The 25,545-nt window shown below is 60.6% G+C and carries 23 protein-coding genes; 15 read left to right on the top strand and 8 right to left on the bottom strand.

Annotated features, from left to right (window positions below):
- Nucleotides 1–224 precede the first annotated feature (224 nt).
- The 14 genes from ACA064_RS26275 to ACA064_RS26210 all read left to right on the top strand — a co-directional run bounded on the left by ACA064_RS26275 (nt 225) and on the right by ACA064_RS26210 (nt 15,753).
- Entirely contained in the window at nt 225–1,847 is a 1,623-nt protein-coding gene (locus tag ACA064_RS26275) for a methyl-accepting chemotaxis protein (RefSeq protein ID WP_497670730.1), read from the top strand.
- On the top strand, nt 1,847–2,383 hold the full coding sequence (locus tag ACA064_RS26270; protein WP_497670729.1) for a chemotaxis protein CheW: 537 nt from the start codon (nt 1,847–1,849) through the stop codon (nt 2,381–2,383). Before ACA064_RS26275 ends, ACA064_RS26270 begins: the two co-directional genes overlap by 1 nt.
- On the top strand, nt 2,380–3,654 hold the full coding sequence (locus tag ACA064_RS26265; RefSeq protein ID WP_497670728.1) for a CheR family methyltransferase: 1,275 nt from the start codon (nt 2,380–2,382) through the stop codon (nt 3,652–3,654). The genes ACA064_RS26270 and ACA064_RS26265 overlap by 4 nt, the downstream gene beginning before the upstream one ends.
- Complete coding sequence (locus ACA064_RS26260) at nt 3,651–4,331, top strand: chemotaxis protein CheW (protein ID WP_497670727.1); 681 nt, start codon at nt 3,651–3,653, stop codon at nt 4,329–4,331. Before ACA064_RS26265 ends, ACA064_RS26260 begins: the two co-directional genes overlap by 4 nt.
- On the top strand, nt 4,328–6,637 hold the full coding sequence (locus ACA064_RS26255) for a hybrid sensor histidine kinase/response regulator (RefSeq protein ID WP_497670726.1): 2,310 nt from the start codon (nt 4,328–4,330) through the stop codon (nt 6,635–6,637). Before ACA064_RS26260 ends, ACA064_RS26255 begins: the two co-directional genes overlap by 4 nt.
- Nucleotides 6,634–7,644, top strand: coding sequence for a chemotaxis response regulator protein-glutamate methylesterase (locus ACA064_RS26250; RefSeq protein ID WP_497670725.1), 1,011 nt, complete (start codon nt 6,634–6,636; stop codon nt 7,642–7,644). Before ACA064_RS26255 ends, ACA064_RS26250 begins: the two co-directional genes overlap by 4 nt.
- A gap of 48 nt (nt 7,645–7,692) precedes the next feature.
- Nucleotides 7,693–8,694 carry a diguanylate cyclase domain-containing protein gene (locus tag ACA064_RS26245; RefSeq protein ID WP_497670724.1) on the top strand — a complete coding sequence of 334 codons (1,002 nt, stop codon included), beginning with the start codon at nt 7,693–7,695 and terminating at the stop codon, nt 8,692–8,694.
- A 94-nt stretch (nt 8,695–8,788) separates the two neighbouring features.
- Nucleotides 8,789–9,884, top strand: a protein-coding gene (gene prfB / locus ACA064_RS26240) for a peptide chain release factor 2 (protein WP_497670723.1) whose coding sequence is annotated in 2 segments (ribosomal slippage) — nt 8,789–8,860 and nt 8,862–9,884 — 1,095 coding nt in all. Because the reading frame shifts where the segments join, the coding sequence is not laid out codon by codon here.
- A 110-nt stretch (nt 9,885–9,994) separates the two neighbouring features.
- The gene (gene lysS, locus ACA064_RS26235; protein ID WP_497670722.1) at nt 9,995–11,497 is read left to right on the top strand and encodes a lysine--tRNA ligase; all 1,503 of its coding nucleotides are present in this window, start codon (nt 9,995–9,997) and stop codon (nt 11,495–11,497) included.
- A gap of 112 nt (nt 11,498–11,609) precedes the next feature.
- Nucleotides 11,610–12,314, top strand: coding sequence for a TetR/AcrR family transcriptional regulator (locus tag ACA064_RS26230; protein ID WP_497674331.1), 705 nt, complete (start codon nt 11,610–11,612; stop codon nt 12,312–12,314).
- A gap of 180 nt (nt 12,315–12,494) precedes the next feature.
- Complete coding sequence (locus ACA064_RS26225) at nt 12,495–13,040, top strand: hypothetical protein (protein ID WP_497670721.1); 546 nt, start codon at nt 12,495–12,497, stop codon at nt 13,038–13,040.
- A 34-nt stretch (nt 13,041–13,074) separates the two neighbouring features.
- Nucleotides 13,075–14,352, top strand: coding sequence for a flavohemoglobin expression-modulating QEGLA motif protein (locus ACA064_RS26220; RefSeq protein ID WP_497670720.1), 1,278 nt, complete (start codon nt 13,075–13,077; stop codon nt 14,350–14,352).
- 163 nt (nt 14,353–14,515) lie between these two features.
- Nucleotides 14,516–15,430: an alpha/beta hydrolase gene (locus ACA064_RS26215; RefSeq protein ID WP_497670719.1), complete on the top strand. Its 915-nt coding sequence runs from the start codon at nt 14,516–14,518 to the stop codon at nt 15,428–15,430.
- The gene (locus ACA064_RS26210; protein ID WP_497670718.1) at nt 15,427–15,753 is read left to right on the top strand and encodes a PA3694 family proteiin; all 327 of its coding nucleotides are present in this window, start codon (nt 15,427–15,429) and stop codon (nt 15,751–15,753) included. The genes ACA064_RS26215 and ACA064_RS26210 overlap by 4 nt, the downstream gene beginning before the upstream one ends.
- Nucleotides 15,754–15,870: 117 nt before the next feature.
- Here the strand turns inward: ACA064_RS26210 and ACA064_RS26205 are convergent, their stop codons facing one another.
- The 4 genes from ACA064_RS26205 to ACA064_RS26190 form a co-directional block, all read right to left on the bottom strand.
- On the bottom strand, nt 15,871–16,248 hold the full coding sequence (locus tag ACA064_RS26205) for a hypothetical protein (protein ID WP_497670717.1): 378 nt from the start codon (nt 16,246–16,248) through the stop codon (nt 15,871–15,873).
- Between the two features lie 81 nt (nt 16,249–16,329).
- The gene (locus ACA064_RS26200) at nt 16,330–17,139 is read right to left on the bottom strand and encodes a putative RNA methyltransferase (protein ID WP_497670716.1); all 810 of its coding nucleotides are present in this window, start codon (nt 17,137–17,139) and stop codon (nt 16,330–16,332) included.
- Nucleotides 17,139–18,290: a succinyl-diaminopimelate desuccinylase gene (gene dapE, locus ACA064_RS26195; protein ID WP_497670715.1), complete on the bottom strand. Its 1,152-nt coding sequence runs from the start codon at nt 18,288–18,290 to the stop codon at nt 17,139–17,141. Before dapE ends, ACA064_RS26200 begins: the two co-directional genes overlap by 1 nt.
- 105 nt (nt 18,291–18,395) lie before the next feature.
- Nucleotides 18,396–20,984, bottom strand: a complete 2,589-nt coding sequence (locus tag ACA064_RS26190) for a glycosyltransferase (protein ID WP_497670714.1) — start codon at nt 20,982–20,984, stop codon at nt 18,396–18,398.
- 276 nt (nt 20,985–21,260) lie between these two features.
- On the opposite strand from ACA064_RS26190, the gene tcdA reads away from it, so the two are divergent.
- Entirely contained in the window at nt 21,261–22,073 is an 813-nt protein-coding gene (tcdA, locus tag ACA064_RS26185) for a tRNA cyclic N6-threonylcarbamoyladenosine(37) synthase TcdA (RefSeq protein WP_497670713.1), read from the top strand.
- 17 nt (nt 22,074–22,090) lie between these two features.
- On the opposite strand, the gene ACA064_RS26180 is transcribed toward tcdA, so the two are convergent.
- The 4 genes from ACA064_RS26180 to ACA064_RS26165 form a co-directional block, all read right to left on the bottom strand.
- Nucleotides 22,091–22,498 carry a SufE family protein gene (locus tag ACA064_RS26180; protein ID WP_497670712.1) on the bottom strand — a complete coding sequence of 136 codons (408 nt, stop codon included), beginning with the start codon at nt 22,496–22,498 and terminating at the stop codon, nt 22,091–22,093.
- A complete protein-coding gene (locus ACA064_RS26175; RefSeq protein WP_497670711.1) occupies nt 22,495–23,700 on the bottom strand; it encodes an aminotransferase class V-fold PLP-dependent enzyme in 1,206 nt (401 codons plus the stop codon). Before ACA064_RS26175 ends, ACA064_RS26180 begins: the two co-directional genes overlap by 4 nt.
- A 79-nt stretch (nt 23,701–23,779) precedes the next feature.
- A complete protein-coding gene (dapD, locus tag ACA064_RS26170; protein ID WP_497670710.1) occupies nt 23,780–24,814 on the bottom strand; it encodes a 2,3,4,5-tetrahydropyridine-2,6-dicarboxylate N-succinyltransferase in 1,035 nt (344 codons plus the stop codon).
- 33 nt (nt 24,815–24,847) lie between these two features.
- A complete protein-coding gene (locus tag ACA064_RS26165; protein ID WP_497670709.1) occupies nt 24,848–25,210 on the bottom strand; it encodes an ArsC family reductase in 363 nt (120 codons plus the stop codon).
- Nucleotides 25,211–25,545 lie beyond the last annotated feature (335 nt).

The raw sequence follows: 25,545 nt of genomic DNA, 5'->3' as shown, positions 1-25,545 counted from the left end.
TCTTTTTAGGATCTGCGCCATTTTCCGCCCCTCAATGACCCATCCACAGTCTTTTCCTGCCGATTCATCACTGGCAGCGCTCGCTGCTCCTGCCCCAAAGTAGCGATCCAGAGCGGCTGCCAACTTTCTGCTCGCTAAGTGAGATGTGCAGCACAACAGGTTGCTGGGTGAAGACACGTCCTCGACTATACTGCCCCCCATTTGAACGGCCCCGAGGACTGACTGTGAAGAACTGGACGTTGCGCCAACGCATTTTGGCGAGCTTTGCGGTGATTATCGTCATCATGTCATTGATGGTGATGCTTTCGTATTCCCGTTTGATGTCGATCGAGTCCAGTGAAAAAGCAGTACGCGCCGATAGTCTCCCCGGGCTTTACTACAGCTCCATGATTCGCAATGCCTGGGTTGATGATTATGTGTTGACCCAGCAACTGGTCGGCCTCAGTGGCGGTCAAAAAATGACCCAGGCGCAGCAGGACCAGTACCAGAGCGCTGAAGATGCTATTGAAAGCGCAGTGGCCAACTACCAGAAGACCATTGCCGATAAAGATGAACAGGCAAGTTTCGACGCGTTTTTGAAACTGCATGATAGTTACGACAAGGTGCTCACTGAGGTTCTCGATGTTTACCAGCACCAAGACATCGAACAGGCCCGGCGCATGGTCGCCGAGCAGTTGACCCCGCCTTGGGCTGCCGCTCGCAAGCAGCTGGATACGATCATTGAACAAAAGAAAGTCGAGGAGGAAGCGGCCATTGACTCGATCGTCGCGGCGGTCCAGACCACAAAACTGGTCATGGGCCTCTCGTTGCTGATCGCGATCATTGTCGCGGGCTTATGTGGTCTGCTGTTGATGCGTACGATCATGGCGCCAATGCAGCGTATCGTGCAGATTCTCGAATTGATGCGTACCGGGGACTTGAGCGGGCGCTTGAATCTGGCGCGCAAGGACGAATTCGGTGCGGTCGAAACCGGCTTCAACAACATGATGACCGAGCTCACTGCCCTGGTTTCCCAGGCCCAGCGCTCTTCGGTGCAGGTCACCACCTCGGTCACCGAAATCGCCGCCACTTCCAAGCAACAGCAGGCCACCGCCACTGAAACCGCCGCTACTACCACGGAAATCGGAGCCACTTCGCGGGAAATCGCCGCGACCTCCCGGGATCTGGTACGGACCATGACCGAAGTCTCCACCGCCGCCGACCAGGCCTCGGTGTTGGCCGGCTCCGGTCAGCAGGGCCTGGCGCGCATGGAAGGCACCATGCACTCGGTGATGGGTGCGGCCGATCTGGTCAATGCCAAGCTGGCGATCCTCAACGAGAAGGCCGGCAACATCAATCAGGTGGTGGTGACCATCGTCAAGGTCGCCGACCAGACCAACCTGCTGTCGCTCAACGCCGCCATCGAAGCCGAGAAAGCCGGTGAATACGGCCGCGGTTTTGCCGTGGTCGCCACCGAAGTGCGGCGCCTGGCGGATCAGACCGCCGTTGCCACCTACGATATCGAGCAGATGGTCCGTGAGATCCAGTCGGCAGTGTCGGCCGGGGTCATGGGCATGGACAAGTTCTCCGAAGAAGTGCGCCGCGGCATGTCCGAAGTGCAGCAGGTCGGCGAGCAGCTGTCGCAGATCATTCATCAGGTTCAGGCGCTGGCACCGCGGGTGCTGATGGTCAACGAAGGCATGCAGGCCCAGGCTACCGGCGCCGAGCAGATCAACCACGCGCTGGTGCAATTGGGGGATGCCAGCAGCCAGACCGTGGACTCGTTGCGTCAGGCCAGCTCCGCCATCGATGAGCTGAGTCAGGTGGCGGTGGGGCTGCGCAGCGGCGTCTCGCGTTTCAAAGTCTGATGAGCGAGCTCGTGGCGAAACGCGGCGTAGCAATAGCGCCGAAACATTCGTTGTTTTTGCTGTTCCGCATCGGCAACGACCGTTATGCCCTGCAGGCCATCGAGGTGGCTGAAGTACTGCCGCGCCTGCCCCTCAAGCCGATCGCCAAGGCCCCCTCGTGGGTCCCCGGGGTGTTCGCCTATCGGGGTGCGGTGGTGCCGGTTATCGACCTCAGCGAACTGACCTTCGGCCAGCCGGCTCAGGCACGCACCAGCACCCGCCTGGTGCTGGTGCACTATCGCCCGGACGCCTCGCTACCCGGTCAATTGCTCGGGCTGATTCTTGAACAGGCCACCGACACCCTGCGCTGCGCCCCGGCGGACTTTCAGCCCTATGGCCTGGACAATCGCCAGGCGCCGTATCTGGGTCCGGTGCGCGAAGATCAGCAGGGCTTAGTGCAATGGATTCGGGTCGCTGACTTGCTCGACGCCGAGGTCCGTGCGCTGCTGTTTCCGTCGCCCCCCCTGGATCTCCCTCGGTTTGAGGAGCGCCCATGAGCAGCGATCAGCGGTTTTTCGATTTCCTCAAGGAACGCATCGGCCTGGACGTGGCGTCAGTGGGGCCGGCGATCATCGAGCGTGCAGTGCGCCAGCGCGCCACTGCTCAGCGGGCGCTGAGCGCGGACGAGTACTGGCACGCACTGCAAGGTTCGCAAGATGAACAGCAGGCGCTGATCGAAGCGGTGATCGTCCCGGAAACCTGGTTTTTCCGTTACCCGGAATCCTTCGCGACCCTGGCCAGGCTGGCGGTGACGCGTCTGGCCGAGATCAACAACATGCGCGCCTTGCGGATTCTCAGCCTGCCGTGTTCTACCGGCGAAGAGCCCTATTCGATTGCCATGGCCTTGCTCGATGCCGGTCTGGCGCCCCATCAGTTCAAGGTCGAAGGGCTGGATGTCAGCCCTTTGTCGGTCGAACGGGCCAGGCGCGCGATCTACGGCAAGAACTCATTTCGCGGGCAGGAGACCGGTTTTCGCGAACGTCACTTCAGCAACGAGGCTGAGGGTTATCACCTCAGTCAGCGGGTGCGCGAGCAAGTCCGTCTGCAGGTGGGCAACTTGCTGGATCCGGCGTTGCTGGCCAACGAGCCGGCCTATGACTTTGTGTTCTGCCGCAACCTGCTGATCTACTTCGACCAGCCGACCCAGCAACAGGTGTTTGAAGTGCTCAAGCGCCTGACCCATGTCGATGGTGTGCTGTTTATCGGCCCGGCCGAGGGCAGTCTGCTGGGACGCTTGGGTATGCGTTCGATCGGCATTGCGCAGTCCTTCGCCTTCAGTCGCCACATCGAACCTGAACCCGCGCCGCTGCCGGTCTTTATCCCAGCACCGATGCCGGTGCGCTCGCCCATACGCAGCGTGGTAGCGCCCCCGCCCAGCCGACCCTTCGCCAGCGTTGTGCCAGCGCTCAGACCTGCCTCGGCGAGTACTGCGCCCACTGATGCCGCGACCTTGCTTGGCAACATCGCCGCGCTGGCCAATGCCGGCAAAAGCGCCGAAGCCCGCATGGCCTGTGAGCAGTATCTGCGCAGCCATGAACCGGTGGCTCAAGTGTTTTACTGGCTGGGTTTGCTCAGCGATGTCGCCGGCAGCGTGCTGGAGGCGCAGGGTTTCTATCGCAAGGCCTTGTATCTGCAGCCGCAGCACCCGGAAGCCTTGATGCAGCTGGCGGTTTTGCTGGCGTCCCAAGGGGATGCGGCGGGTGCCCGTCGATTGCAGGAACGCGCCGCTCGTAGCGAACGTACCGCTGACAGTGAGCGTAAACGATGAGCAGTTCTGTTTCGTTGAACCTGACCCACGAGGATGCGCAGGCCATTGATGACTGCTGGAACCGTATCGGTATCCACGGTGACAAGTCCTGCCCGTTGTTGGCCGAACATATTCACTGTCGCAACTGCGCGGTGTATTCCGCTGCCGCCACCCGCCTGCTCGATCGTTATGCCTTGCAGCAGGAAGACCATCAGCAGTCGATCGCCGTCGAGAACGATGTCGTCACTCGCTCGCTGTTGATGTTTCGCCTGGGCGAAGAGTGGCTGGCATTGGCGACCCGCTGCCTGGTCGAGGTTGCGCCGTTGCAGCCGATCCATTCCTTGCCGCACCAGCGTTCGCCGGCGCTGTTGGGCGTGGCGAATGTGCGCGGAGCCCTGGTCGCCTGCCTGTCGCTGGTGGAATTGCTGGGGCTGGAGGCTACCACCGTGGTTGCCTCCGGTACGCGGGTCATGCCGCGCATGTTGATCATCGCAGCCCGTGGCGGTCCGGTGGTGGTGCCAGTGGATGAAGTGGACGGGATTCACGCTATCGATGAACGCACCTTGAACGCTGCCTCCAGCTCCGGTTCGCAAGCCAGCGGCAAATACACCCGGGGTGTCTTGCAATTCAAAGGCCGCAGCTTGCGCTGGCTGGATGAAGAACAGTTGCTGTCCGCCGTGACCCGGAGCCTCGCATGACCCCCGATCAGATGCGCGACGCGTCGATGCTCGAGCTGTTCAGCCTGGAAGCCGAAGCACAGACCCAGGTGCTCAGCGCTGGCCTGCTGGCGCTGGAGCGCAACCCGACCCAGGCCGATCAACTGGAAGCCTGCATGCGTGCGGCGCATTCACTCAAGGGCGCCGCGCGGATTGTCGGGGTGGATGCCGGGGTCAGCGTGGCGCATGTCATGGAGGATTGCCTGGTCAGCGCCCAGGAAGGGCGTCTGTACCTGCAGCCCGAACATATCGATGCCTTGCTGCAAGGCACCGATCTGCTGATGCGCATCGCGACGCCGGACAGCGCCAATGTCGGTCCGAGTGATATCGAGGGCTATGTCGCCTTGATGGGCCACTTACTCGATCCGGCTGCGATGCTCGTCAGAAGTACTGCCCCCACCGTTGAATCGCTCACGCTGCCGATGGCTGAGCTGCAACTCACGCTGCCCCGTCGCGAGCTGGAGTTGTTGCTGGATCCAGGTCCGATGCTTGCCGCGCCCAGCGAAACGCCGCGCAACAGCCGGCGTGTCACCGAGGGTGGCGAACGGGTGCTGCGGGTGACCGCCGAACGCTTGAACAGTTTGCTCGATCTGTCGAGCAAGTCCCTGGTGGAAACCCAGCGTCTCAAGCCCTGGCTGGTGACTATGCAGCGTCTCAGGCGCATGCAGAGCAACAGTCTGCGAGCCCTGGAAAACCTCAACCTTCATCTCAAAGAGCACGACCTGAGCCTCGAAGCCCAGGAAGAGTTGGCCGATGCCCGGCGCATGCTCGCCGAGTCCCAGCAATTGCTGGCGGAGAAAACCGCCGAGCTGGATGAGTTCGGCTGGCACGCCAGCCAGCGCGCTCAAGTCTTGTATGACACGGCGCTGGCCTGTCGCATGCGGCCATTCGCCGATGTGCTGGTCGGCCAGGAACGGATGGTCCGCGACCTGGGGCGAAGCCTGGGCAAGCAGGTGCGGCTGGAGATCGAGGGCGACAAGACCCAGGTCGACCGCGATGTGCTGGAAAAACTCGAAGCGCCGCTGACCCATTTGCTGCGCAATGCGGTGGATCATGGCATCGAAGCGCCCGAACAACGGCTGCTCGCCGGTAAACCAGCGGAAGGTCTGATTCGTCTGCGGGCGTCCCATCAGGCTGGGTTGCTGGTACTGGAACTGAGCGACGACGGCAACGGCGTCGACTTGGAACAAGTCCGCCAGAGCATTGTGGAACGTAAATTGTCGCCGGCCGAGACCGCCGCCCAGTTGAGCGAAGAAGAGTTGCTGACCTTCCTGTTCCTGCCGGGCTTCAGTCTGCGTGACAAGGTCACCGAAGTCTCCGGTCGCGGCGTCGGCCTGGATGCGGTTCAGCACATGGTCCGGCAGTTGCGCGGAGCGGTGGTGCTGGAGCAAACGGCGGGCGAGGGCAGCCGGTTCCATCTTGAAGTGCCGCTGACCCTGTCGGTGGTGCGCAGCCTGGTGGTGGAAGTCGCCGACGAGGCTTATGCCTTCCCGCTGGCGCACATCGAACGTATGTGCGACCTGGAGCCGGAGGCGATCGTGCAAGTCGAAGGCCGGCAACACTTCTGGCACGAAGGCCGGCATGTCGGCTTGGTCGCGGCCAGCCAGTTGTTGCAGCGCCCGGCGGCTCAGGGCAGCGCGCAAACCCTCAAGGTGGTGGTGATCCGCGAGCGCGACGCCGTGTATGGCGTGGCCGTCGAGCGGTTTATCGGCGAGCGCACGCTGGTGGTGCTGCCCCTCGATGATCGCTTGGGCAAGATTCAGGACATTTCCGCCGGGGCGCTGTTGGACGATGGCTCCGTGGTGCTGATTGTCGACGTCGAAGACATGCTGCGCTCGGTGAATAAACTCCTCAACACCGGCCGCCTGGAACGAATCGCCCGGCACCCGCATCAGGTGGCGGAAGTCGCGCGCAAACGCATTCTGGTGGTCGACGACTCCCTGACCGTGCGCGAATTGCAACGCAAACTGTTGCTCAATCGCGGCTATGACGTGGCGGTGGCGGTAGACGGCATGGACGGTTGGAATGCCCTGCGCGCTGAAGACTTCGATCTGCTGATCACCGACATCGATATGCCGCGGATGGATGGGATCGAATTGGTCACCCTGTTGCGTCGCGATACTCGCTTGCAGTCGCTGCCGGTGATGGTGGTTTCCTACAAGGATCGCGAAGAAGACCGCCGTCGTGGACTGGACGCCGGGGCCGACTATTATCTAGCCAAAGCCAGTTTTCATGACGACGCTTTGCTGGATGCGGTAGTGGAACTCATTGGAGGAGCTCGGGCATGAAGATCGCTATCGTCAACGATATGCCCATGGCGGTAGAAGCCTTGCGCAGAGCCCTGGCATTCGAGCCGACCCATGAAGTGGTCTGGGTCGCAAGCAATGGCGCCGAGGCGGTACAACAGTGCGCCAGGCTGACCCCGGACCTGATTCTGATGGATTTGATCATGCCGGTGATGGATGGCGTGGAGGCGACCCGGCGGATCATGACCGAGAGCCCGTGCGCCATCGTGATCGTGACCGTCGACCGCCAGCAGAACGTCCATCGAGTGTTCGAGGCCATGGGCTTTGGCGCGCTGGATGTGGTCGACACGCCTGTCGTCGGTGCCGGTAATGCGAAAGAAGCCGCTGCGCCGCTGCTGCGCAAGATTCTCAATATCGGCTGGCTGATCGGCCAGAGCGGCAGCCAGGTACGTTCGGCGCCGACACCGTTGCGCAGCATGGCGCAGCGCAAGAGCCTGGTAGCCATCGGTTCCTCCGCTGGCGGGCCAGCGGCGCTGGAAATCCTCCTCAAAAGCCTGCCCCGGGAATTCCCTGCTGCCATCGTGCTGGTTCAGCATGTTGATCAGGTATTCGCCGCGGGCATGGCCGAATGGTTGAGCAGTGCTTCGGGTTTGACCGTGCGCCTGGCGCAACAGGGAGAACAGCCGCGAAGCGGCACCGTGCTGCTGGCCGGCACCAACCACCATATTCGCTTGCTAAAGAATGGCACGCTGGCTTATACCGCCGAGCCGGTCAACGAGATCTATCGACCCTCGATCGACGTGTTCTTCGAGAGCGTGGCCAGTTACTGGAGCGGCGATGCGGTTGGCGTATTGCTGACTGGCATGGGCCGTGATGGGGCTCAGGGCCTCAAGTTGATGCGCCAGCAGGGTTTCCTGACCATCGCGCAGGACCAGCGCAGCAGCGCGGTGTACGGGATGCCGAAAGCGGCCGCGGCGATCGACGCCGCCGTGGAAATTCACCCGCTGGACAAGATTGCGCCACGATTGCTTGAGATATTTACCAAATGACTGACCACACAGCTCTCCTGGCTAGCCTAGAAATTCAGGTGACCACCGATGAATGATTTACAGCTCGACGATTTCAAAACCGATGAAAATGCCGCGATGGTGCTGTTGGTCGATGACCAGGCAATGATCGGTGAAGCAGTACGGCGCGGGCTGGCCAATGAAGAGAATATCGACTTCCACTTCTGCTCTGACCCCCATCAGGCTATCGCCCAGGCGGTCCGCATCAAGCCGACGGTGATCCTCCAGGATCTGGTCATGCCAGGGCTGGATGGCCTGACGCTGGTACGTGAATACCGCAACCACCCGGCGACCAAGAATATTCCGATCATCGTGCTGTCGACCAAGGAAGACCCCTTGATCAAAAGCGCGGCGTTTGCCGCCGGGGCCAACGATTATCTGGTCAAGCTGCCGGATAACATCGAACTGGTGGCGCGGATCCGCTATCACTCGCGCTCCTACATGACCCTGTTGCAGCGCGATGCGGCTTATCGTGCCTTGCGAGTCAGCCAGCAGCAGTTGCTCGACACCAACCTGGTGCTGCAGCGCCTGATGAACTCCGACGGCCTGACCGGGCTGTCCAATCGCCGGCACTTCGACGAGTACCTCGAGCTGGAATGGCGGCGATGCCTGCGCGATCAGACGCAGCTGTCGCTATTGATGATCGATGTCGACTACTTCAAGTTGTACAACGACAGCTTCGGTCATCTGGAGGGCGATGAAGCCCTGCGCAAGGTCGCCATGGCCATTCGCGACGCCAGCAGCCGACCGTCGGATCTGCCGGCCCGTTACGGTGGCGAAGAGTTCGTCCTGGTGCTACCCAACACCTCGCCAGGCGGCGCGCGGATGGTCGCCGAGAAACTGCGCCAGGCCGTGGCCGCACTGAATATCCCGCACATCTACCCGACCTTAGACGCGAAGCTGACCATCAGCATCGGCCTGTCGACCATAACCCCGCAGCAGGGCAGCAATTGTCGGCAACTCATCTCGGCCGCCGACAAAGGTTTGTACCTGGCGAAGAACAATGGGCGTAATCAGGTGGGGATTGAATGAAATAGGGGTGTCATCGGCCAAGCGGGCTGCCGTGACAGCCTGACTACGGTATACTCGTCGGCTTTCAAAAGTTCGCCAACGAGTGCTGCCCGCCATGGAAATCAACCCGATCCTTAACAGTATCAAGGACCTGTCCGAGCGCTCCGAAACTATTCGGGGGTATCTTTGACTACGATCAAAAGCATGAGCGTCTGACCGAAGTCAATCGCGAGCTTGAAGATCCGAGTGTCTGGAACAACCCTGAATACGCCCAGAATCTAGGCCGCGAGCGTTCCTTGCTGGCCCAGATCGTCGATACCCTCGATGAAATGTCCAGCGGTCTGGTGGATGCCAAAGACCTGCTGCTGATGTCTGCCGAGGAAGAAGACCAGGCCGCTGTAGACGACGTTGCCGCTGAAGTCGAGCGTCTGCGCGAGTCCCTCGAGAAGCTCGAGTTCCGCCGGATGTTCAGCGGCGAGATGGATGCCAACAACGCTTACCTGGACATTCAGTCCGGTTCTGGCGGCACCGAAGCCCAGGACTGGGCCAACATCCTGCTGCGCATGTACCTGCGCTGGGCGGATAAACGCGGTTTCGAAGCGACCATCATGGAGCTGTCCGCCGGTGAAGTCGCCGGGATCAAGGGCGCGACCGTGCACATCAAGGGTGAATACGCCTTTGGCTGGCTGCGCACAGAAATCGGCGTGCACCGTCTGGTACGCAAGAGCCCGTACGACTCCGGCAACCGTCGTCACACCTCGTTCTCGGCGGTTTTCGTTTCGCCGGAAATCGATGACAACATCGAAATCGACATCAACCCGTCGGACTTGCGGATCGATACCTATCGCTCCTCCGGTGCCGGTGGTCAGCACGTAAACACCACCGACTCGGCGGTACGTATCACTCACGTACCGACCAACACCGTGGTCTGCTGCCAGAACGAACGTTCCCAGCACGCGAACAAAGACACCGCGATGAAAATGTTGCGGGCACGTTTGTACGAACAGGAAGTGCAGAAGCGCAACGCTGCTTCGCAAGCCCTGGAAGACACCAAGTCGGATATCGGCTGGGGGCATCAGATCCGTTCGTACGTGCTCGACCAGTCGCGGATCAAGGATCTGCGCACGAACATCGAGCGCAGCGACTGCGACAAGGTGCTCGACGGCGATATCGACGAATACCTGATCGCCAGCCTCAAGCAAGGGCTGTAATCAGGCAACACCGGAAATCTGCGGAGCCACCGCGCTCCTGCAGGAGCGTGGCGAAGCCCGCGAACCCTCGAAGCCGGGGGCAATGAACCTGTGATGGAATATTTAAAGACATGAGCGACCTACAACTCGATCCGCAAGCCCTGCAACAGGAAGAAAACTCCCTGATCGCCCTGCGCAAGGAAAAGCTTGCTGCCGAGCGCGCCAAGGGCCAGGCCTTCCCCAACGACTTCCGTCGCGATGCCTACTGCGATGACTTGCAGAAGAAGTACGTGGACAAGACCAAGGAAGAGCTGGCAGAGGCTGCGATCCCGGTCAAGGTTGCCGGTCGTCTCATGCTCAACCGTGGTTCCTTCATGGTGATCCAGGACATGTCCGGGCGCATCCAGGTTTACGTCAACCGTAAAACCCTGTCCGAAGAAACCCTGGCCGCGGTCAAAACCTGGGACCTGGGCGACATCATTGCCGCCGAAGGCACCCTGGCCCGTTCCGGCAAAGGTGACCTGTACGTTGAAATGACCAATGTGCGCCTGCTGACCAAGTCCCTGCGCCCGTTGCCGGACAAGCACCACGGCCTGACCGATACCGAAACCCGCTATCGCCAGCGCTACGTCGACCTGATCGTCAACGAAGAAGTTCGTCAGACGTTCCGCATTCGTTCGCAAGTGATCGCGCACATCCGCAGTTTCCTGATGCAGCGCGACTTCCTTGAAGTCGAAACGCCGATGCTGCAAACCATTCCCGGTGGTGCCGCGGCCAAGCCGTTCGAGACTCACCACAACGCCCTGGACCTGGACATGTTCCTGCGCATCGCGCCGGAGCTGTACCTCAAGCGTCTGGTGGTCGGTGGTTTCGAGCGCGTGTTCGAGATCAACCGCAACTTCCGTAACGAAGGCGTATCGACCCGGCACAACCCCGAGTTCACCATGCTCGAGTTCTACCAGGCCTACGCTGACTACGAAGACAACATGGACCTGACCGAAGAACTGTTCCGCGAACTCGCGCAGCTGGTTCTGGGTTCCACCGATGTGCCGTATCAGGGCAAGGTGTTCCATTTCGGCCAGCCGTTCCAGCGCATCTCGGTGTTTGCCTCGATCCTCAAGTACAACCCCGAGATCACCGAAGCCGATCTGCAAGACATCGACAAGGCCCGCGTTATCGCCAAGAAGTCCGGTGCCGACGTCAAAGGCTTCGAAGGTCTGGGCAAGCTGCAAACCATGATTTTCGAAGAGCTGGTCGAGCACAAACTGGAACAGCCGACCTTCATCACCGAATACCCGTTCGAAGTGTCGCCACTGGCACGTCGCAACAACACCAACCCGAATGTCACCGACCGCTTCGAGTTGTTCATTGGCGGTCGTGAAATCGCCAACGCCTACTCCGAGTTGAACGACGCAGAAGACCAGGCCGAGCGCTTCCAGGCTCAGGTGCGTGACAAGGATTCCGGTGATGACGAAGCCATGCATTACGATGCTGACTTCGTTCGCGCCCTGGAGTACGGCATGCCGCCAACGGCAGGTGAAGGTATCGGTATCGACCGTCTGGTGATGCTGCTCACCGACGCTCCGTCGATCCGTGACGTGATCCTGTTCCCGCACATGCGGCCGCAAGCCTAAGTGTTTTGAGTAAAAAGCCGCCTACCTCAGGCGGCTTTTTATTGCCTGTCTGGTACAAGCGTATCAATTTGTTGCTTTCATTTGAGAGGAAATACCTGTCGTGAATCGTGCAATTGCTCTAGATGGTGCAGCGGGTATCGCCGCTGCGGTCGCTGAAAGTGTTCAGTACCAGGGCCGCAAGGCCAGCCGGCAGGGCAGCGAGCAGCGCCGACAAGTTATTCTCGATGCCGCCATGCGCATTGTGGTACGCGACGGAGTGCGGGCGGTGCGTCACCGCGCAGTGGCCACCGAGGCTGGTGTACCGCTGTCGGCGACCACTTACTATTTCAAGGATATCGATGACCTGCTTACCGATACCTTCGCTCAATACGTGGAACGCAGCGCGGCCTTCATGGCTAAATTCTGGGCGAATAACGAAGGCTTGCTGCGCGAGATGGTCGCCTATGGTGATGGCAGCCAGGAGTCCCGTTCGCAACTGGCCGACGACATTGCCCGGTTGACCGCCGACTATGTTCAGCGCCAATTGCACAACCGTCGCGAGCACCTGATGGCCGAACAGGCGTTCCGCCAGGAAGCGCTGCTCAATCCGCGTCTGGCACTGTTGGTGCGCTCGCACCAGCAAATTCTCCTACAGGGCACATGCCAGTTTTTCCAGGTTTTAGGTTCCCGTGAGCCACAACAAGATGCCAAAGTGTTGACGGCGATTATCGGACGGATGGAATATCAAGGTCTGCTCAATGATCCGGAGCCTCAGGCCGAGGAAGAAATGCTCGGTATTCTCAAGCGTTACATGCATTTGGTGCTGGCATCTGTCTGAGGAACCCGGCACCCCTCGGGTGCCGGCATTGGCGTGAACCACGCGGTCCCTTGTAGGAGCTGCCGAAGGCTGCGATCTTTTGATCTTCGATCTGCCCACGCAGATCTCACCAGGTTTTCACAGATCGCAGCCTGCGGCAGCTCCTACAGAGGCCGGTCATATGTTCATAGGGAGTGTTGAATGAAGTCCTGGCGTGTAGTGATCGCCTTGTCGTTTCTGCTACTGAGCGGCTGTCTGGTGTCCTTCAAGGAGCCGCTGCCGGCGAGGGAGCCGGCGCCTGTGGGGTTGCTCGGCAAATGGACCAGCAAGAATGCCTGGGGCGAGGCGCTCAACCTTGAGCTGACCCGTGTCGGCACCAATCGCTACCAGGCCGTCAGCTACGCCAAAACCAGGCCCCGGGAGCGCGACGCCTATGGGTTCACGGTCTCCCGTCATGGCAGCCGCTGGTATGTGTCGGCAAAAGTACCGGCCAGTTTCGGCGGCAACTTCACTATCGCCGGTTTCGAGTTGACCGCTGACCATGAACTGGTGGTCTACAACCTCGACCTCGAGCAGATCCATCAGGCACTCGGGCAAGAAGCCCTGAGTGGCGAGCCGTTTGAAACCAAAGAAGGCGAAGGCGTGCTGATCGGCAATCCACTGGACCAGGTGTTCGCCTACCTGGATGACCCGGCCAACTCAGATGTGTTCGTCGAAGTGGCGCGCTTCCAGCGTTCAGGTAAGTAAACGCGGCATAGAACGTAATCTATAGGAGCTTCGGGTGGACGATTACCAGCAGACGATACGCCTCTTGTCCGATCGCATAGTGCTGGCGCAAACGCCGATCCGCGTACTGGATGCGGTCAAGTGGGATGACAGCATCCGCAACGGTTTCCTCGAGGCCGATGGCAAGGAAATGCCTGCGGTGGATCGCGACTACTACCTCAACCGCCCGCTGGCGTTCGATCCCAGTTCGGTGAAACTGGAATTCCAGAACATCGAACGGGACATCACCCGTCAACTGGGGCAGTTCAACCCGGTCGGGCAGATCATGCGGCGTATGTGCAAGGAGTACCGCATGGTGGTGCGCATGCTCGAAGCGCGCGGCACCGAAGACTTCGGTCTGATCTCCCAGGAGCTTTACGGCGCCGCTTCCGACGCCTTCCATGCCGGTGACCCGACCCTGGCCGACCTGGGCCTGATGCTCTCCGATTACCTGAACAACATCGACGGCCGCGGCGACCTCAAGGACGAACCCAAGATCCTGACCGCCAAGGAAGCCGTTCACCTGCTGCAAACCCGTCTGAACAAGGTGTTCGGCGAGGCCGAGGAAACCATTCGGGTGTTCGAGTCCGACGGGATCGTCGCCGATGCGGCGGCCGGTGCCGACTACATCAAGATCCGCACCGACGCTATGTTCAACCACCGTGATGTGCGCGCCCTCGAAGTCCATGAAGGGCTGGTGCATGTCGGTACCACCCTCAACGGTCTGAACCAGCCGATCTGCACCTTCCTGTCCAAGGGCCCGCCGTCATCGACCGTGACCCAGGAAGGCCTGGCGATCCTGATGGAAATCATCACCTTTGCCTCTTATCCAAGCCGCCTGCGCAAACTGACTAACCGCACCCGCGCCATCCATATGGTGGAGGAGGGCGCGGACTTCCTGCAGATCTTCGAATTCTTCCGCGAACATGGCTTCGATATGGAGCAAAGCTACGGCAACGCCAGCCGGGTGTTCCGCGGCTCAGTGCCTAACGGTCTGCCATTCACCAAAGACTTGTCCTATCTCAAGGGCTTTATCATGGTTTACAACTACATTCAGTTGGCCGTGCGTAAGGGCAAGCTTGAGCAGATTCCCTTGCTGTTCTGTGGCAAGACCACCCTGGAAGACATGCGCACGCTGCGTCAACTGGTGGACGAAGGACTGGTGGTGCCGCCCAAGTATTTACCCGAGCAAATCCGTGACTTGAACGCCTTGTCGGCCTGGATGTGCTTCTCCAACTTCCTCAATCACCTGAGCCTGGATCGGATCGAGGCGGATTATTCGAATATTCTGTAACAGCACAGAATTGCACAGCCCTTGTAGGAGCGAGCTTGCTCGCGATGGACGTTAACGATAACGCGTGTTGCCTGAATAAACGCGCCGCCCTTGAGTTCATCGCGAGCAAGCTCGCTCCTACAGGGGCGCAGCGTTCACTTTCCAGTTGCGAGGTTTCAATCGGATGAGAATCCTCGGCATCATCAGCCTGTTACTCGTACTGAGCGGCTGCAGCGCCTTGCTGTTCTACCCCGAACCCGGCCAGCCGTTTACCCCGGAAAAAGCCAAACTGCAATTTCGCGACGTCACCCTGACCACCGCCGACGGTCTCAAGCTGCACGGTTGGTGGCTACCGGCCAAGACGGGTGTGGCGGTCAAGGGCACGGTGCTGCATCTGCACGGCAATGGCGGCAATCTGGCCTGGCATCTGGGCGGCAGCTGGTGGCTGCCGGAGGAGGGCTATCAGGTGTTGCTGGTGGACTATCGCGGTTATGGCCTGTCCGAAGGTGAGCCGCGGCTGCCGGAGATCTACCAGGACATCGACGCGGCGTTCCAGTGGCTGGACACGGCCCCCGAGGTTCAAGGCAAACCGCTGGTGGTCCTCGGTCAGAGCCTGGGCGGCGCGCTGGCGGTGCATTACCTGGTCAAACATCCCGAGCGCCAGCGTCAGCTCAAAGCCATAGTGTTCGACGGCGTGCCGGCCAGTTACCGGGATGTCGGGCGCTTCGCCTTGAGTTCTTCCTGGGTGACCTGGCCGTTCCAGGTGCCGCTGTCCTGGCTGGTGCCGGACGACGACAGCGCGATCAACGCCATGGCGCAACTCAATGCAGTGCCAAAACTGATCTACCACAGCATCGATGATCCGCTGGTGCCTCTTTCCAACGGCATCCGTCTGTATCAAGCTGCGCCGCCGCCCAGGGTGTTGCAACTGACCCGTGGGGGTCATGTGCAGACCTTTGCCGATCCGGTCTGGCGAAAAGTCATGCTGCGTTACCTCGATGACCCGCAGCATTTCAACGGCCTGCGCCGGCTGGGCGAAATCCCGAATTACCCGCTACCCCCGAATTCAAAAGTTGAACCTCCAGAGAGTCCGCAATGAGTGAAGAACGTAACGCCATTCCCCTGATCATCACCGGTATCTGCAGCATCCTCGGCACTGTCGCGGTCCTGGGGTACTACGGCTACCTGCACTTTGCCAAACCGGAAGACGCACTGCTGCTGAGCGAATTCACTATGGTCAAAACCCTGCCGGGCGAGGACTACAAGGTTTCCCTGGAGCCCGCTACCCAGGTCGCGCAGTGCATTGATGGTGTGCTGGTGCTGTTCGACACCGAGCAGAAAGGGTTGACCGGCGTGCTGGTCAACAGCAAGAAGAAGGCTGTGCGCTGCATGGGCGAGGAAACGCCGAAGCTGGAGCAGTGAGGCTTTAGCGCACACCGACCCCGTAGCAGCTGCCGAACGCAGCCTTCGGCAGCGGCTACAGCCAGGCATAAAAAATCCGGAATCCTTGACAGATTCCGGATTTTTTTTGGCAGTGAATTACGTCGTATGCCAGGTGATCTCTTCTTCACCATCAGCGCTGATGCGAATCCAGCGATCAGCGGTTTCCTCGCCTTCGTCCTCGACCCAGGAACCCGGCGCGCAACGCACTTCCACGTTCAGCGCGGCGAAAGCGGCGCGAGCGCAGGCAATGTCGTCGTCCCATGGGGTCTGGTCGCTGTCCAGGTGCAGGCTGTTCCACTTGCCCACGGCCTTCGGCAGCCAGGTCACGGGCACATCGCCGGCCTTGCATTTGTAGGTCTGACCCCTCTGCACCCAGTCGGTGCAAGGGCCCAGGGCCGTGCCGAGCCAGGCGGCGATGGCCTTGTAGTCGACGTCGGCGTCTTTCAGGTAAATCTCGATATCGGGCTGGCGCATGGATGTCCTCAATGCGGTTCTGAAAAATCCATTCGCGGATTTAGTCGGCCTCAAGCGATGCTCAAGGCCATGAATGAAGGATTACTGAAGAACGAAGTAATCGTAGCGCATTGACACGCTGACCTCGAACGGCTCGGCCTGTTCGATGACATTCGCCCGCCGTTCGGCACTGGCGCGCCAGCCGTGGGGTGTCATGGCCAACAGGTTGGCGCGGTCCTGACCGCTGGCCAGGATCAACTTGAAGTCCAGGGTTTCGCTGTGTTGCAACTGCATGCCTTCGGGCACCAGTGCCAGATGCTTGTCATCGGTGTATTCACGCACCTCATCGTACAGGCGCTCGCGCAATTCCATCAGATGGCCGCTGGTCGGCCCGACCTTCATCAAGCCACCGCCGGGGCTGAGCAGGCGCTTGGCCTCCAGCCAGTCGAGGGGGCTGAACACGCTGGCGAGGAACTGACAGCTGGCATCGGCCAAGGGCACACGGGCCATGCTGGCGATCAACCAGGTCAGCTGCGGATTGCGCCGGCAGGCGCGTTTCACCGCTTCGCGGGAGATATCCAGGGCGTAACCTTCAGCGTCGGGCAGGGCTGCGGCGATTTGCGCGGTGTAATAACCCTCGCCACAACCGATGTCCAGCCAGCGCTGCGGCGCGACTTCTGCGGCCAGTTCGGCCAGACGCTTGGCTACCGGTGCGTAGTGACCGGCGTTGAGGAAATCGCGACGGGCTTCGACCATCGCCTGGTTATCCCCAGGGTCGCGGCTGTTCTTGTGCTGCACCGGCAACAGGTTCAGGTAACCCTGGCGGGAGCGGTCGAAACGATGCCCGGCGGGGCAGGCCACGCCGTTGTCCACCGCTTTCAGCGGTTCGCTGCAGATCGGGCAGGCGAGCATCAGGCGAGCAACTTGATCAGGGTCTGGTAGTAGATTTCGGTCAGCACGTCGAGGTCGCTGGCCAGCACGCGCTCGTTAACCTGATGGATCGTCGCGTTGACCGGGCCCAGTTCGACTACCTGGGTGCCCATGGTCGCAATGAAGCGCCCATCGGAGGTGCCGCCGCTGGTGGAAGCCTGGGTTTCACGCCCGGTGATTGCCTTGATGCTCGCCGACACCGCATCGAGCAGTGCGCCCGGTTCGGTGAGGAATGGCAGGCCGGACAGCGCCCACTCCACATGCCAATCCAGGCCATGCTTGTCGAGGATATCGGCGACGCGCTTTTGCAGGCCTTCGACGGTCGACTCGGTGGAGAAGCGGAAGTTGAACACGGCGACCAGATCACCGGGGATCACGTTGGTCGCGCCGGTGCCGGAATTCAGGTTGGAGATCTGGAAGCTGGTCGGCGGGAAGAAGCTGTTGCCGTGGTCCCAGTGCTCGGCGGCCAGTTCGGTCAGGGCCGGAGCGGCGAGGTGGATCGGATTTTTCGCCAGGTGCGGGTAGGCCACGTGGCCCTGTACACCGCGTACGGTGAGCCTGGCGCCGAGGGAGCCGCGACGACCATTTTTGACCACATCACCGACCAGCGTCGTGCTCGACGGCTCGCCGACGATGCACCAGTCCAGGCGCTCTTTACGAGCTACCAGACGTTCGATCACCGCTTTGGTGCCGTGATGGGCCGGGCCTTCTTCGTCACTGGTGATCAGGAAGGCCACCGAGCCTTTGTGGTCCGGGTAGTCGGCGACAAAGCGCTCGGCCGCCACCAGCATCGCCGCGAGGCTGCCTTTCATGTCCGCCGCGCCACGGCCGCAGAGCATGCCGTGTTCGTCGATCAATGCGTCGAACGGGTCGGTCTGCCAGGCTTGCACGGGGCCGGTCGGGACCACGTCGGTGTGGCCAGCGAAGCACAGCACCGGGCCATCATGTTTGCCGTGGGTCGCCCAGAAGTTATCCACATCTTCAATGCGCATTGGCTCCAGCTTGAAGCCGGCATCGCCCAGGCGCTGCATCATCAGCTTCTGGCAATCGGCGTCGATCGGCGTCACCGAGGGACGGCGGATCAGGTCGCAGGCGAGTTGGAGGGTCGGCGAAAGGTCGGCGTGGGCCGTCATGTAAAAGCTCCGGTGTGCGCAGCACGATAAACCGTTGAAAAAGGCGACCATTCTAAAGCAAAACGGCGGCCCGAAGGCCGCCGTTTGACGTTATCTAATAACGGATCAAGCAGGTGCCGGCTCGCTCGCCGCCACCGGTTTTGGCAGCGAAGACAGGAAGGCCATGATCAGCGCCGCCAGGTACGGCAGCGACTGTACCAGCAGCATGGCGACCCAGAAGCGCATGTCGTAGCTTGGCAAGCCCTGCACCAGGCAGATGCCCAGCGCCGCGCCCCACAACATCAGCATGATGAACATCTCTTCCCGGGCTTCCGAAATCGCTACCCAAAAACCGTGATTGTCGGCATTTTTCGGCGTACGGAAGAACGGAATGCTGCTGGTGAAGAACCCGTACAACACCGCTTTGGCGATGGTGTGAGACAACGCCAGGCCGGCGAGTGCCGCTGCGAAGGCATCTTTCAGGTTGACCCCGACCGCACGACGGTAGAGGAAGATGATCTTGCCGACCTTGAATACGAACAGCGCCAGGGGCGGGATCGCGAAGATCAGCAGCGGCGGATCGACCCGTTGCGGCACGATGATCATCGCCGCCGACCACAGCAGGGCACCGACGGTGAAGAAAATGTTCATGCCGTCCGCAACCCACGGCAACCAGCCCGCGAGGAAGTGATAGCGCTGGCCACGGGTCAGTTCGGTGTCTTTACCGCGAATCAGGCTGGCGGTGTGCCGCTTGATGATCTGAATCGCCCCATAGGCCCAGCGGAAACGCTGTTTCTTGAAGTCGATAAAGGTATCGGGCATCAGGCCTTTGCCATAGCTGGTGTGGTAATACGCAGCCGACAAACCTTTTTCGAAGATCCGCAGACCCAGTTCGGCGTCTTCACAGATGCACCAATCGGCCCAGCCCAGTTCTTCGAGCACTGAACGGCGGGTCATGGTCATGGTGCCGTGCTGGATGATCGCATCACGGTCGTTGCGGGTGATCATGCCGATATGGAAGAAACCCTTGTATTCCGAGTAGCAGAGCTTCTTGAAGGTGCTTTCGTTCTGGTCGCGATAGTCCTGCGGTGATTGCACCACGGCGATTTTCGGGTCGGCGAAGTGCGGCACCATGTGCTTGAGCCAGTTCGGGTCGACGCAGTAATCGGAGTCGATCACGGCGATGACTTCTGCATCGGGAGCGGTGTGCGGAATCAGATAGTTCAGCGCGCCGCCCTTGAAGCCGGCCAGTGGCGCGACATGGAAGAACTTGAAGCGCGGACCGAGGGTTTCGCAGTAGGCCTGCACCGGTTCCCAGACCGCCGGGTCCTTGGTGTTGTTGTCGATGATCAGGACTTCGAAGTCCGGATAGTCGAGGTTGGCCAGGGCGTTGAGGGTCTGTTTGACCATCTCCGGTGGCTCGTTGTAGCAGGGCACGTGGATCGAGACTTTCGGTCGGTAGTCCGAATCGCCCACCACGGGCAGGAATTCACGCCGGCGTTTATGGGTCCAGACTGCCTCGGCCAGTTCGTGGGCCTCGGTCAGCAACACGATAAACACCCCGAGCGCACCGAGGGCGAGCAGGAAGCCCACTGTCAGGCTGAACCAGGTGCTGTATTGCTGGCTGTAGTCGTAACCGATCCACACCAGCACCGAACCGCAGAGGAACGCGATAAAGGTCAGGAAGGTCCGGCCACGCTGGCGCAGGGCCGAGCCGTCGATCAACAACAAAGCCAGCGAGAGCATCGCCAGCACCACTGAGCCGACGGCCAGGACCCGCCACTGCGGGATCGCGACCACGGGTCCTTCGAAGTTGAATTTCTGCTGGCGTGCGGCGTTGTACACGCCCCAGTAGGCGCCCACCGAACCTTCATCGCTGGCCTTCCACGGCTGGTCGAAGGCTTCGATCACGAAGTAGTTGTAACCCTGGCGATTGAGCTTGTTCACCAGGGTGCGCAAGTAAATCGCCTGATCGGCCGGGGTCGCGTCAGCACCGCCACGCATGCGGCCATTGCTCGGCCAGCCGACCTCGGACAGCAGCAAAGGTTTTTTCGGGAACATCTTTTTCAGATCACGGGCGCGATCGAGGACAAACTGACCGGCCTCTTCCACCGGCACAAACTCCCAGTAGGGCAGGACGTGGGCAGCGATCAGGTCGACGTGCCTGGCCAGGCTCGGGTTCTCTTCCCAGACGTGCCACTGTTCGGAAGTGGTCACTGGCACTTTGACTGCCGCGCGCACTCGATCAAGCATCACGCTCAATTGCTCAGCGGTGATTTCCTTGCGGTAGATCGCTTCGTTACCGACAACGACTCGCACCACGCTGCGGGAACTGTTGGCGATCTCGATGGCGCGCTGGATTTCGCGTTCGTTGCGCTCCAGATCCGGACTGATCCAGATCCCAAGGGTCACTCGCAGGCCAAACTCTTCGGCCAGCTTGGGAATGTCGCCCAGGGTGCCGTCCACCGAGTAGGTGCGGATATTGTCTGTCTGCTTGCTCATGATCTCCAGGTCGCGACGCATTTCATCGTCGGACGGGTACTGGTTTCTCTGTGGGTACTGGCCTTGCTGGAAGGGCGAGTAAGAAAAACCGGAGATTTGTTCAGGCCAGTTGGGCGTTGTGACCGGGCGGTTGACCAGCGCCCAGAAACCGGTGAACAGCGCGGCAATTGCCAGCACCACCACCAGATTGAGTCCAAATTTACGCGATGACATAGCTATTTCGGGTTCCAAAGGGTGTGGAACGAAGAACTGCCGGCAGGTGCCAAACGGCGCGCATCCTACACTGGCCCTCAATTGACCGTACAGCGGACAGGGAAAGGTCCGAACTTGGGCAATTCAAGTCGATTAAAGTTCTTGGCTTGCGGTGTTGTAGCTTAAATCGCAGTGATGCGTAGCCCATTAGAACAGGCTTGGCTGCCGTTCATAGCGTAAAGATGCTCTTGGCGGGCATCGGGCCTATAATGCGCGCCGGTTTTTGGGGTAATGGTCATGAGTGCAGAAGATCCGCGGTTTGCTGGCGTCGCCCGTTTGTATGGCATCGAAGGCCTTGCGCGTTTGCGCGCGGCCCATGTGGCAATCATTGGGGTGGGCGGAGTCGGCTCCTGGGCGGCGGAAGCCATCGCCCGCTGCGGGGTGGGCGAGATCTCGTTGTTCGACCTTGATGACGTGTGTGTCAGCAACAGCAATCGCCAGTTGCACGCATTGGACAGTACTGTCGGCCGGGCCAAGGTCGAGGTGATGGCCGAACGCCTGCGCGGGATCAACCCGGATTGCACGGTGCATGCGGTGGCTGACTTCGTCACTCGCGAGACCATGGCCGAGTACATCACCCCGGACATCGATTGCGTGATCGACTGCATCGACAGCGTCAACGCCAAGGCGGCGCTGATCGCCTGGTGCAAGCGCCGCAAGATCCAGATCATCACCACCGGCGGTGCCGGCGGGCAGATCGATCCGACGCTGATTCAAGTCTGTGACCTGAACCGCACCTTCAATGACCCGCTGGCTTCCAAGGTCCGCTCCACCCTGCGCCGCGATTACGGCTTCTCGCGCACCGTGACCCGTCATTACAGCGTGCCCTGTGTGTTTTCCACCGAACAACTGCGCTATCCGAAACCGGATGGCAGCATTTGCCTGCAGAAAAGTTTTGTCGGTGATGGGGTAAAGCTCGACTGCGCCGGTGGTTTTGGCGCGGTGATGATGGTCACGGCGACCTTCGGCATGGTCGCGGCGACCAAGGCGGTGGACAAGATTGTTGCGGGCGTGCGGCGGCCGGCGGAACGGGTTAAACCTGTGGTTTGAAGGTTGACCGGGAGCCCCTACACGTCGCTGAGGCTCTGCATCCGCTGCAACACCGCATTCAAGCCATTGCTGCGCGATGGCGACAACTGCCGCGACAATCCCAGCTGGTTGAACCATTCCGGCAAATCCACCTGCTGTAATTCTTGCGCCGACAACCCGTTGACCCGCACCAGCAGCAGCGCCACCAAGCCGCGAATCAACCGCGCATCGCTGCTCGCAGCAAACTGCCAGTGACCGTCCTGCAAGGTGCCGATCAACCAGACCTGACTTTCACAGCCATGCACCCGGCTGGCATCGGTCTTGTCTGCCTCGTTCAAGGCCGGCAGCCGGTCGCCCCACTGCATCAGCAGACGTGCGCGCTGCTCCCAGCCGGCGGCGGCCTGGAAGGTTTTCAGCGCGCTCAGTGCTTCACCGGGCAGGCTCATCGCAGCAGCTCCAGGGCTTGATCCAACGCGGTAAAGAAGCGCTCCAGGTCTTCGGAATCGTTATACAACGCCAGGGAGACCCGAATCGCCCCCGGCAGGCCGAAGCTTTTCAGCAATGGCATCGCGCAATGATGGCCGGCACGCACGGCAATGCCCTGCTCGGTCAGCAAATGCGCAACGTCAGAGTTATGCACACCCTCGACGACAAAGCTGGCCAGCGCCAACTGCGGTTTGCCCAACAGGCGAATGCCTTTGCGCGCCTGTAGACCGTGCAGCAGATAGGCATGCAAGGCGGCCTCATGGGCGTTTACCGCTTGCTGATCGAGCCCGCTCAGGTAATCGAGGGTCGCGCCAAGCCCGATAACGCTGGCAATCGGCGGCGTTCCGGCTTCGAAACCGAGCGGGGCTGGGCGGAAGGAAGCGTGCTGATAGTCGGCGTTCTGCACCATTTCACCGCCGAATTGCCAGTGCCGCAGCTGGCGCAATGCCTCATTGCGGCCATACAGCACGCCGAGCCCGTCCGGCCCATAGAGCTTGTGACTGGAAAACACATAGAAGTCGCAACCTAGAGCCTGCACATCGTGGCGGCCATGGACGACGCCCTGAGCGCCATCGACCACGGTCAGCGCGTCATGGGCCTTGGCCATCGTCAACAGTGCCGGCAATGGCTGCCAGGCGCCGAGTACGTTGGACAACTGGCTGACCGCCAGCAGGCGAGTGCGCGGGCCGATCAGGCTGGCTGCGGCCTCGAGATCGATCAGGCCATCGGCGTTCAATGGCAGGACAATCAGCTCAAGGTCGCGACGCAGGGCCAGCTGTTGCCAGGGCAACAGGTTGGCATGGTGTTCCAGGGCGCTGATGACGATTTCATCGCCCGGATTGAATTGGTGTTCCAGGCCATAGGCCAGGAGGTTCAGCGCGGAGGTCGCGCCGTGGGTAAAAATGATCTGCCCCTGATCGCTGGCATTCAGCCACTGGGCAACCTTGCCGCGACTGTCCTCGAACGCCTGGGTGGCGTGAGCGCCGGGCAGGTGTTGGGCTCGATGCACATTGGCCGCGCCGTTGGCGTAGTAGTGCGTCAGGGCATCCAGCAGGGCTTGGGGTTTCTGAGTGGTGGCGGCGTTGTCCAGATAGGTCTGGTCTTGCCGTTGCAGAGCGGCGATGGCCGGAAAGTCGGCGCGCCAGGGAGAGGGCACAAGCATGGTGGTCGAGACTCGTTTGAGCAGGAGGCCGGGCGCTGATGATACGCGCCCAGTCACTGCTGTGGCATCGAGTCGCTGCTTAGTTGTGAGCGTGCAGCGCTTCGTTCAGTTCGATGGCCGATTTGTGGGTTTTGCATTCCACGGCACCGGTCTGCGAATTGCGGCGGAACAGCAGGTCGGATTGACCGGCCAGTTCGCGGGCCTTGACCACTTTGACCAGTTGATTGTTTTCGTCGAGCAGCGCCACTTTGGTCCCGGCGGTCACGTACAGGCCGGACTCGACGGTGTTGCGGTCGCCCAATGGAATGCCGATCCCGGCGTTGGCGCCGATCAGGCAGCCTTCGCCGACCTTGATGGTGATGTTGCCACCGCCGGACAACGTGCCCATGGTCGAGCAGCCGCCGCCCAGATCCGAACCCTTGCCGACGAATACGCCCGCCGAGACGCGGCCTTCGATCATGCCCGGGCCTTCGGTGCCGGCGTTGAAGTTGACGAAGCCTTCGTGCATCACGGTGGTGCCTTCGCCGACATAGGCGCCCAGGCGAATCCGCGAGGCATCAGCGATACGCACGCCGGCCGGTACCACGTAGTCGGTCATTTTCGGGAACTTGTCCACCGAGAACACTTCCAGCAACTCGCCGCGCAGACGGGCTTCGAGCTGATGCTCGGCCAGTTCGCTCAGGTCGATCGCGCCCTGGCTGGTCCAGGCCACGTTAGGCAGCAGCGGGAAGATCCCTGCCAGATTCAGGCCGTGGGGCTTGACCAGGCGATGGGAGAGCAGGTGCAGCTTGAGATAGGCCTCAGGGGTGGAGCTCAGCGCTGCGTCTTCTGCCAGCAAGGTGGCGACCAACGGCTTATGGCTTTCAGCCAGGCGGGTCAGCAACGCGGCTTGAGTGGCATCGACGGCCTTCAAGGCTTCGGCCAGTTGCGCGGCTTGAGCGGTGGTGAAGGCGATGGCCTGGTTACCTTCGGTGTAACCCAGGATCGGAGCAACGGCGGCAATCAGCTCGGCCGATGGATTGAGCAAAGGCTGGGCATAAAACACTTCCAGCCACGCGCCTTGACGATTCTGGGTGCCGACACCAAATGCCAGGCTGAACAGGGTAATGGACATGTAGTTACCTCTTACAATAATGAACGGGCAGGCTTATGCAAAAGCTGCCGCGTAGATATCTGGCTTGAAGCCAATCAGGGTTCTGTCACCGAGATCGAGCACCGGGCGCTTGATCATCGAGGGTTGTGCGAGCATCAGTTCAATGGCTTTCGCCTGGTCGAGATCGGCTTTGCGTTCGTCTTCGAGTTTGCGAAAGGTCGTGCCTGCACGGTTCAATACCACTTGCCAGCCGTGCTCGTTGCACCACTGGGTCAGGTGTTCACGGTCGATTCCGACCGTTTTGTAATCATGGAAGTCATAGCTGACAGCGTTTTCATCGAGCCAGGTGCGCGCCTTTTTCATGGTGTCGCAGGCTTTGATGCCGAAAAGGTGCAACGTTTTGCTTGAAGCGGTCAAGGAATTGCCCCCTTTGCAGGTGCTGGAAACGAAAGGTGAAGGATTATGCCATGACCGGGCGGTTTCGGCGTCGGCGTCGGACGACCTTTGTCGCATTGTGTTACCAGGTCCCGGGTCAACCGCGACTTTTGTGCAGCGGTCAGCTGGAAGCATAAGCGACAAATATGGCACTTCAATGGCGAACTCTTGCCTGGTGTGTGCTATTTCAGTGCCTGGAGCTGTATAGGCTGAGTCGCCACAATCGGATGAGTGATGATGTGTTGTGTGAGGTATTGGGTGAGCTGGATTTGAATGAGGCGAATCTGGGATAAGTGAAATAATCGGGCCCAATGTTC

This window comes from Pseudomonas sp. LBUM1658, assembly GCF_059716055.1.
Note: the sequence above shows the minus strand (reverse complement) of the source record. Positions and strands in the feature narration are given on the sequence as shown.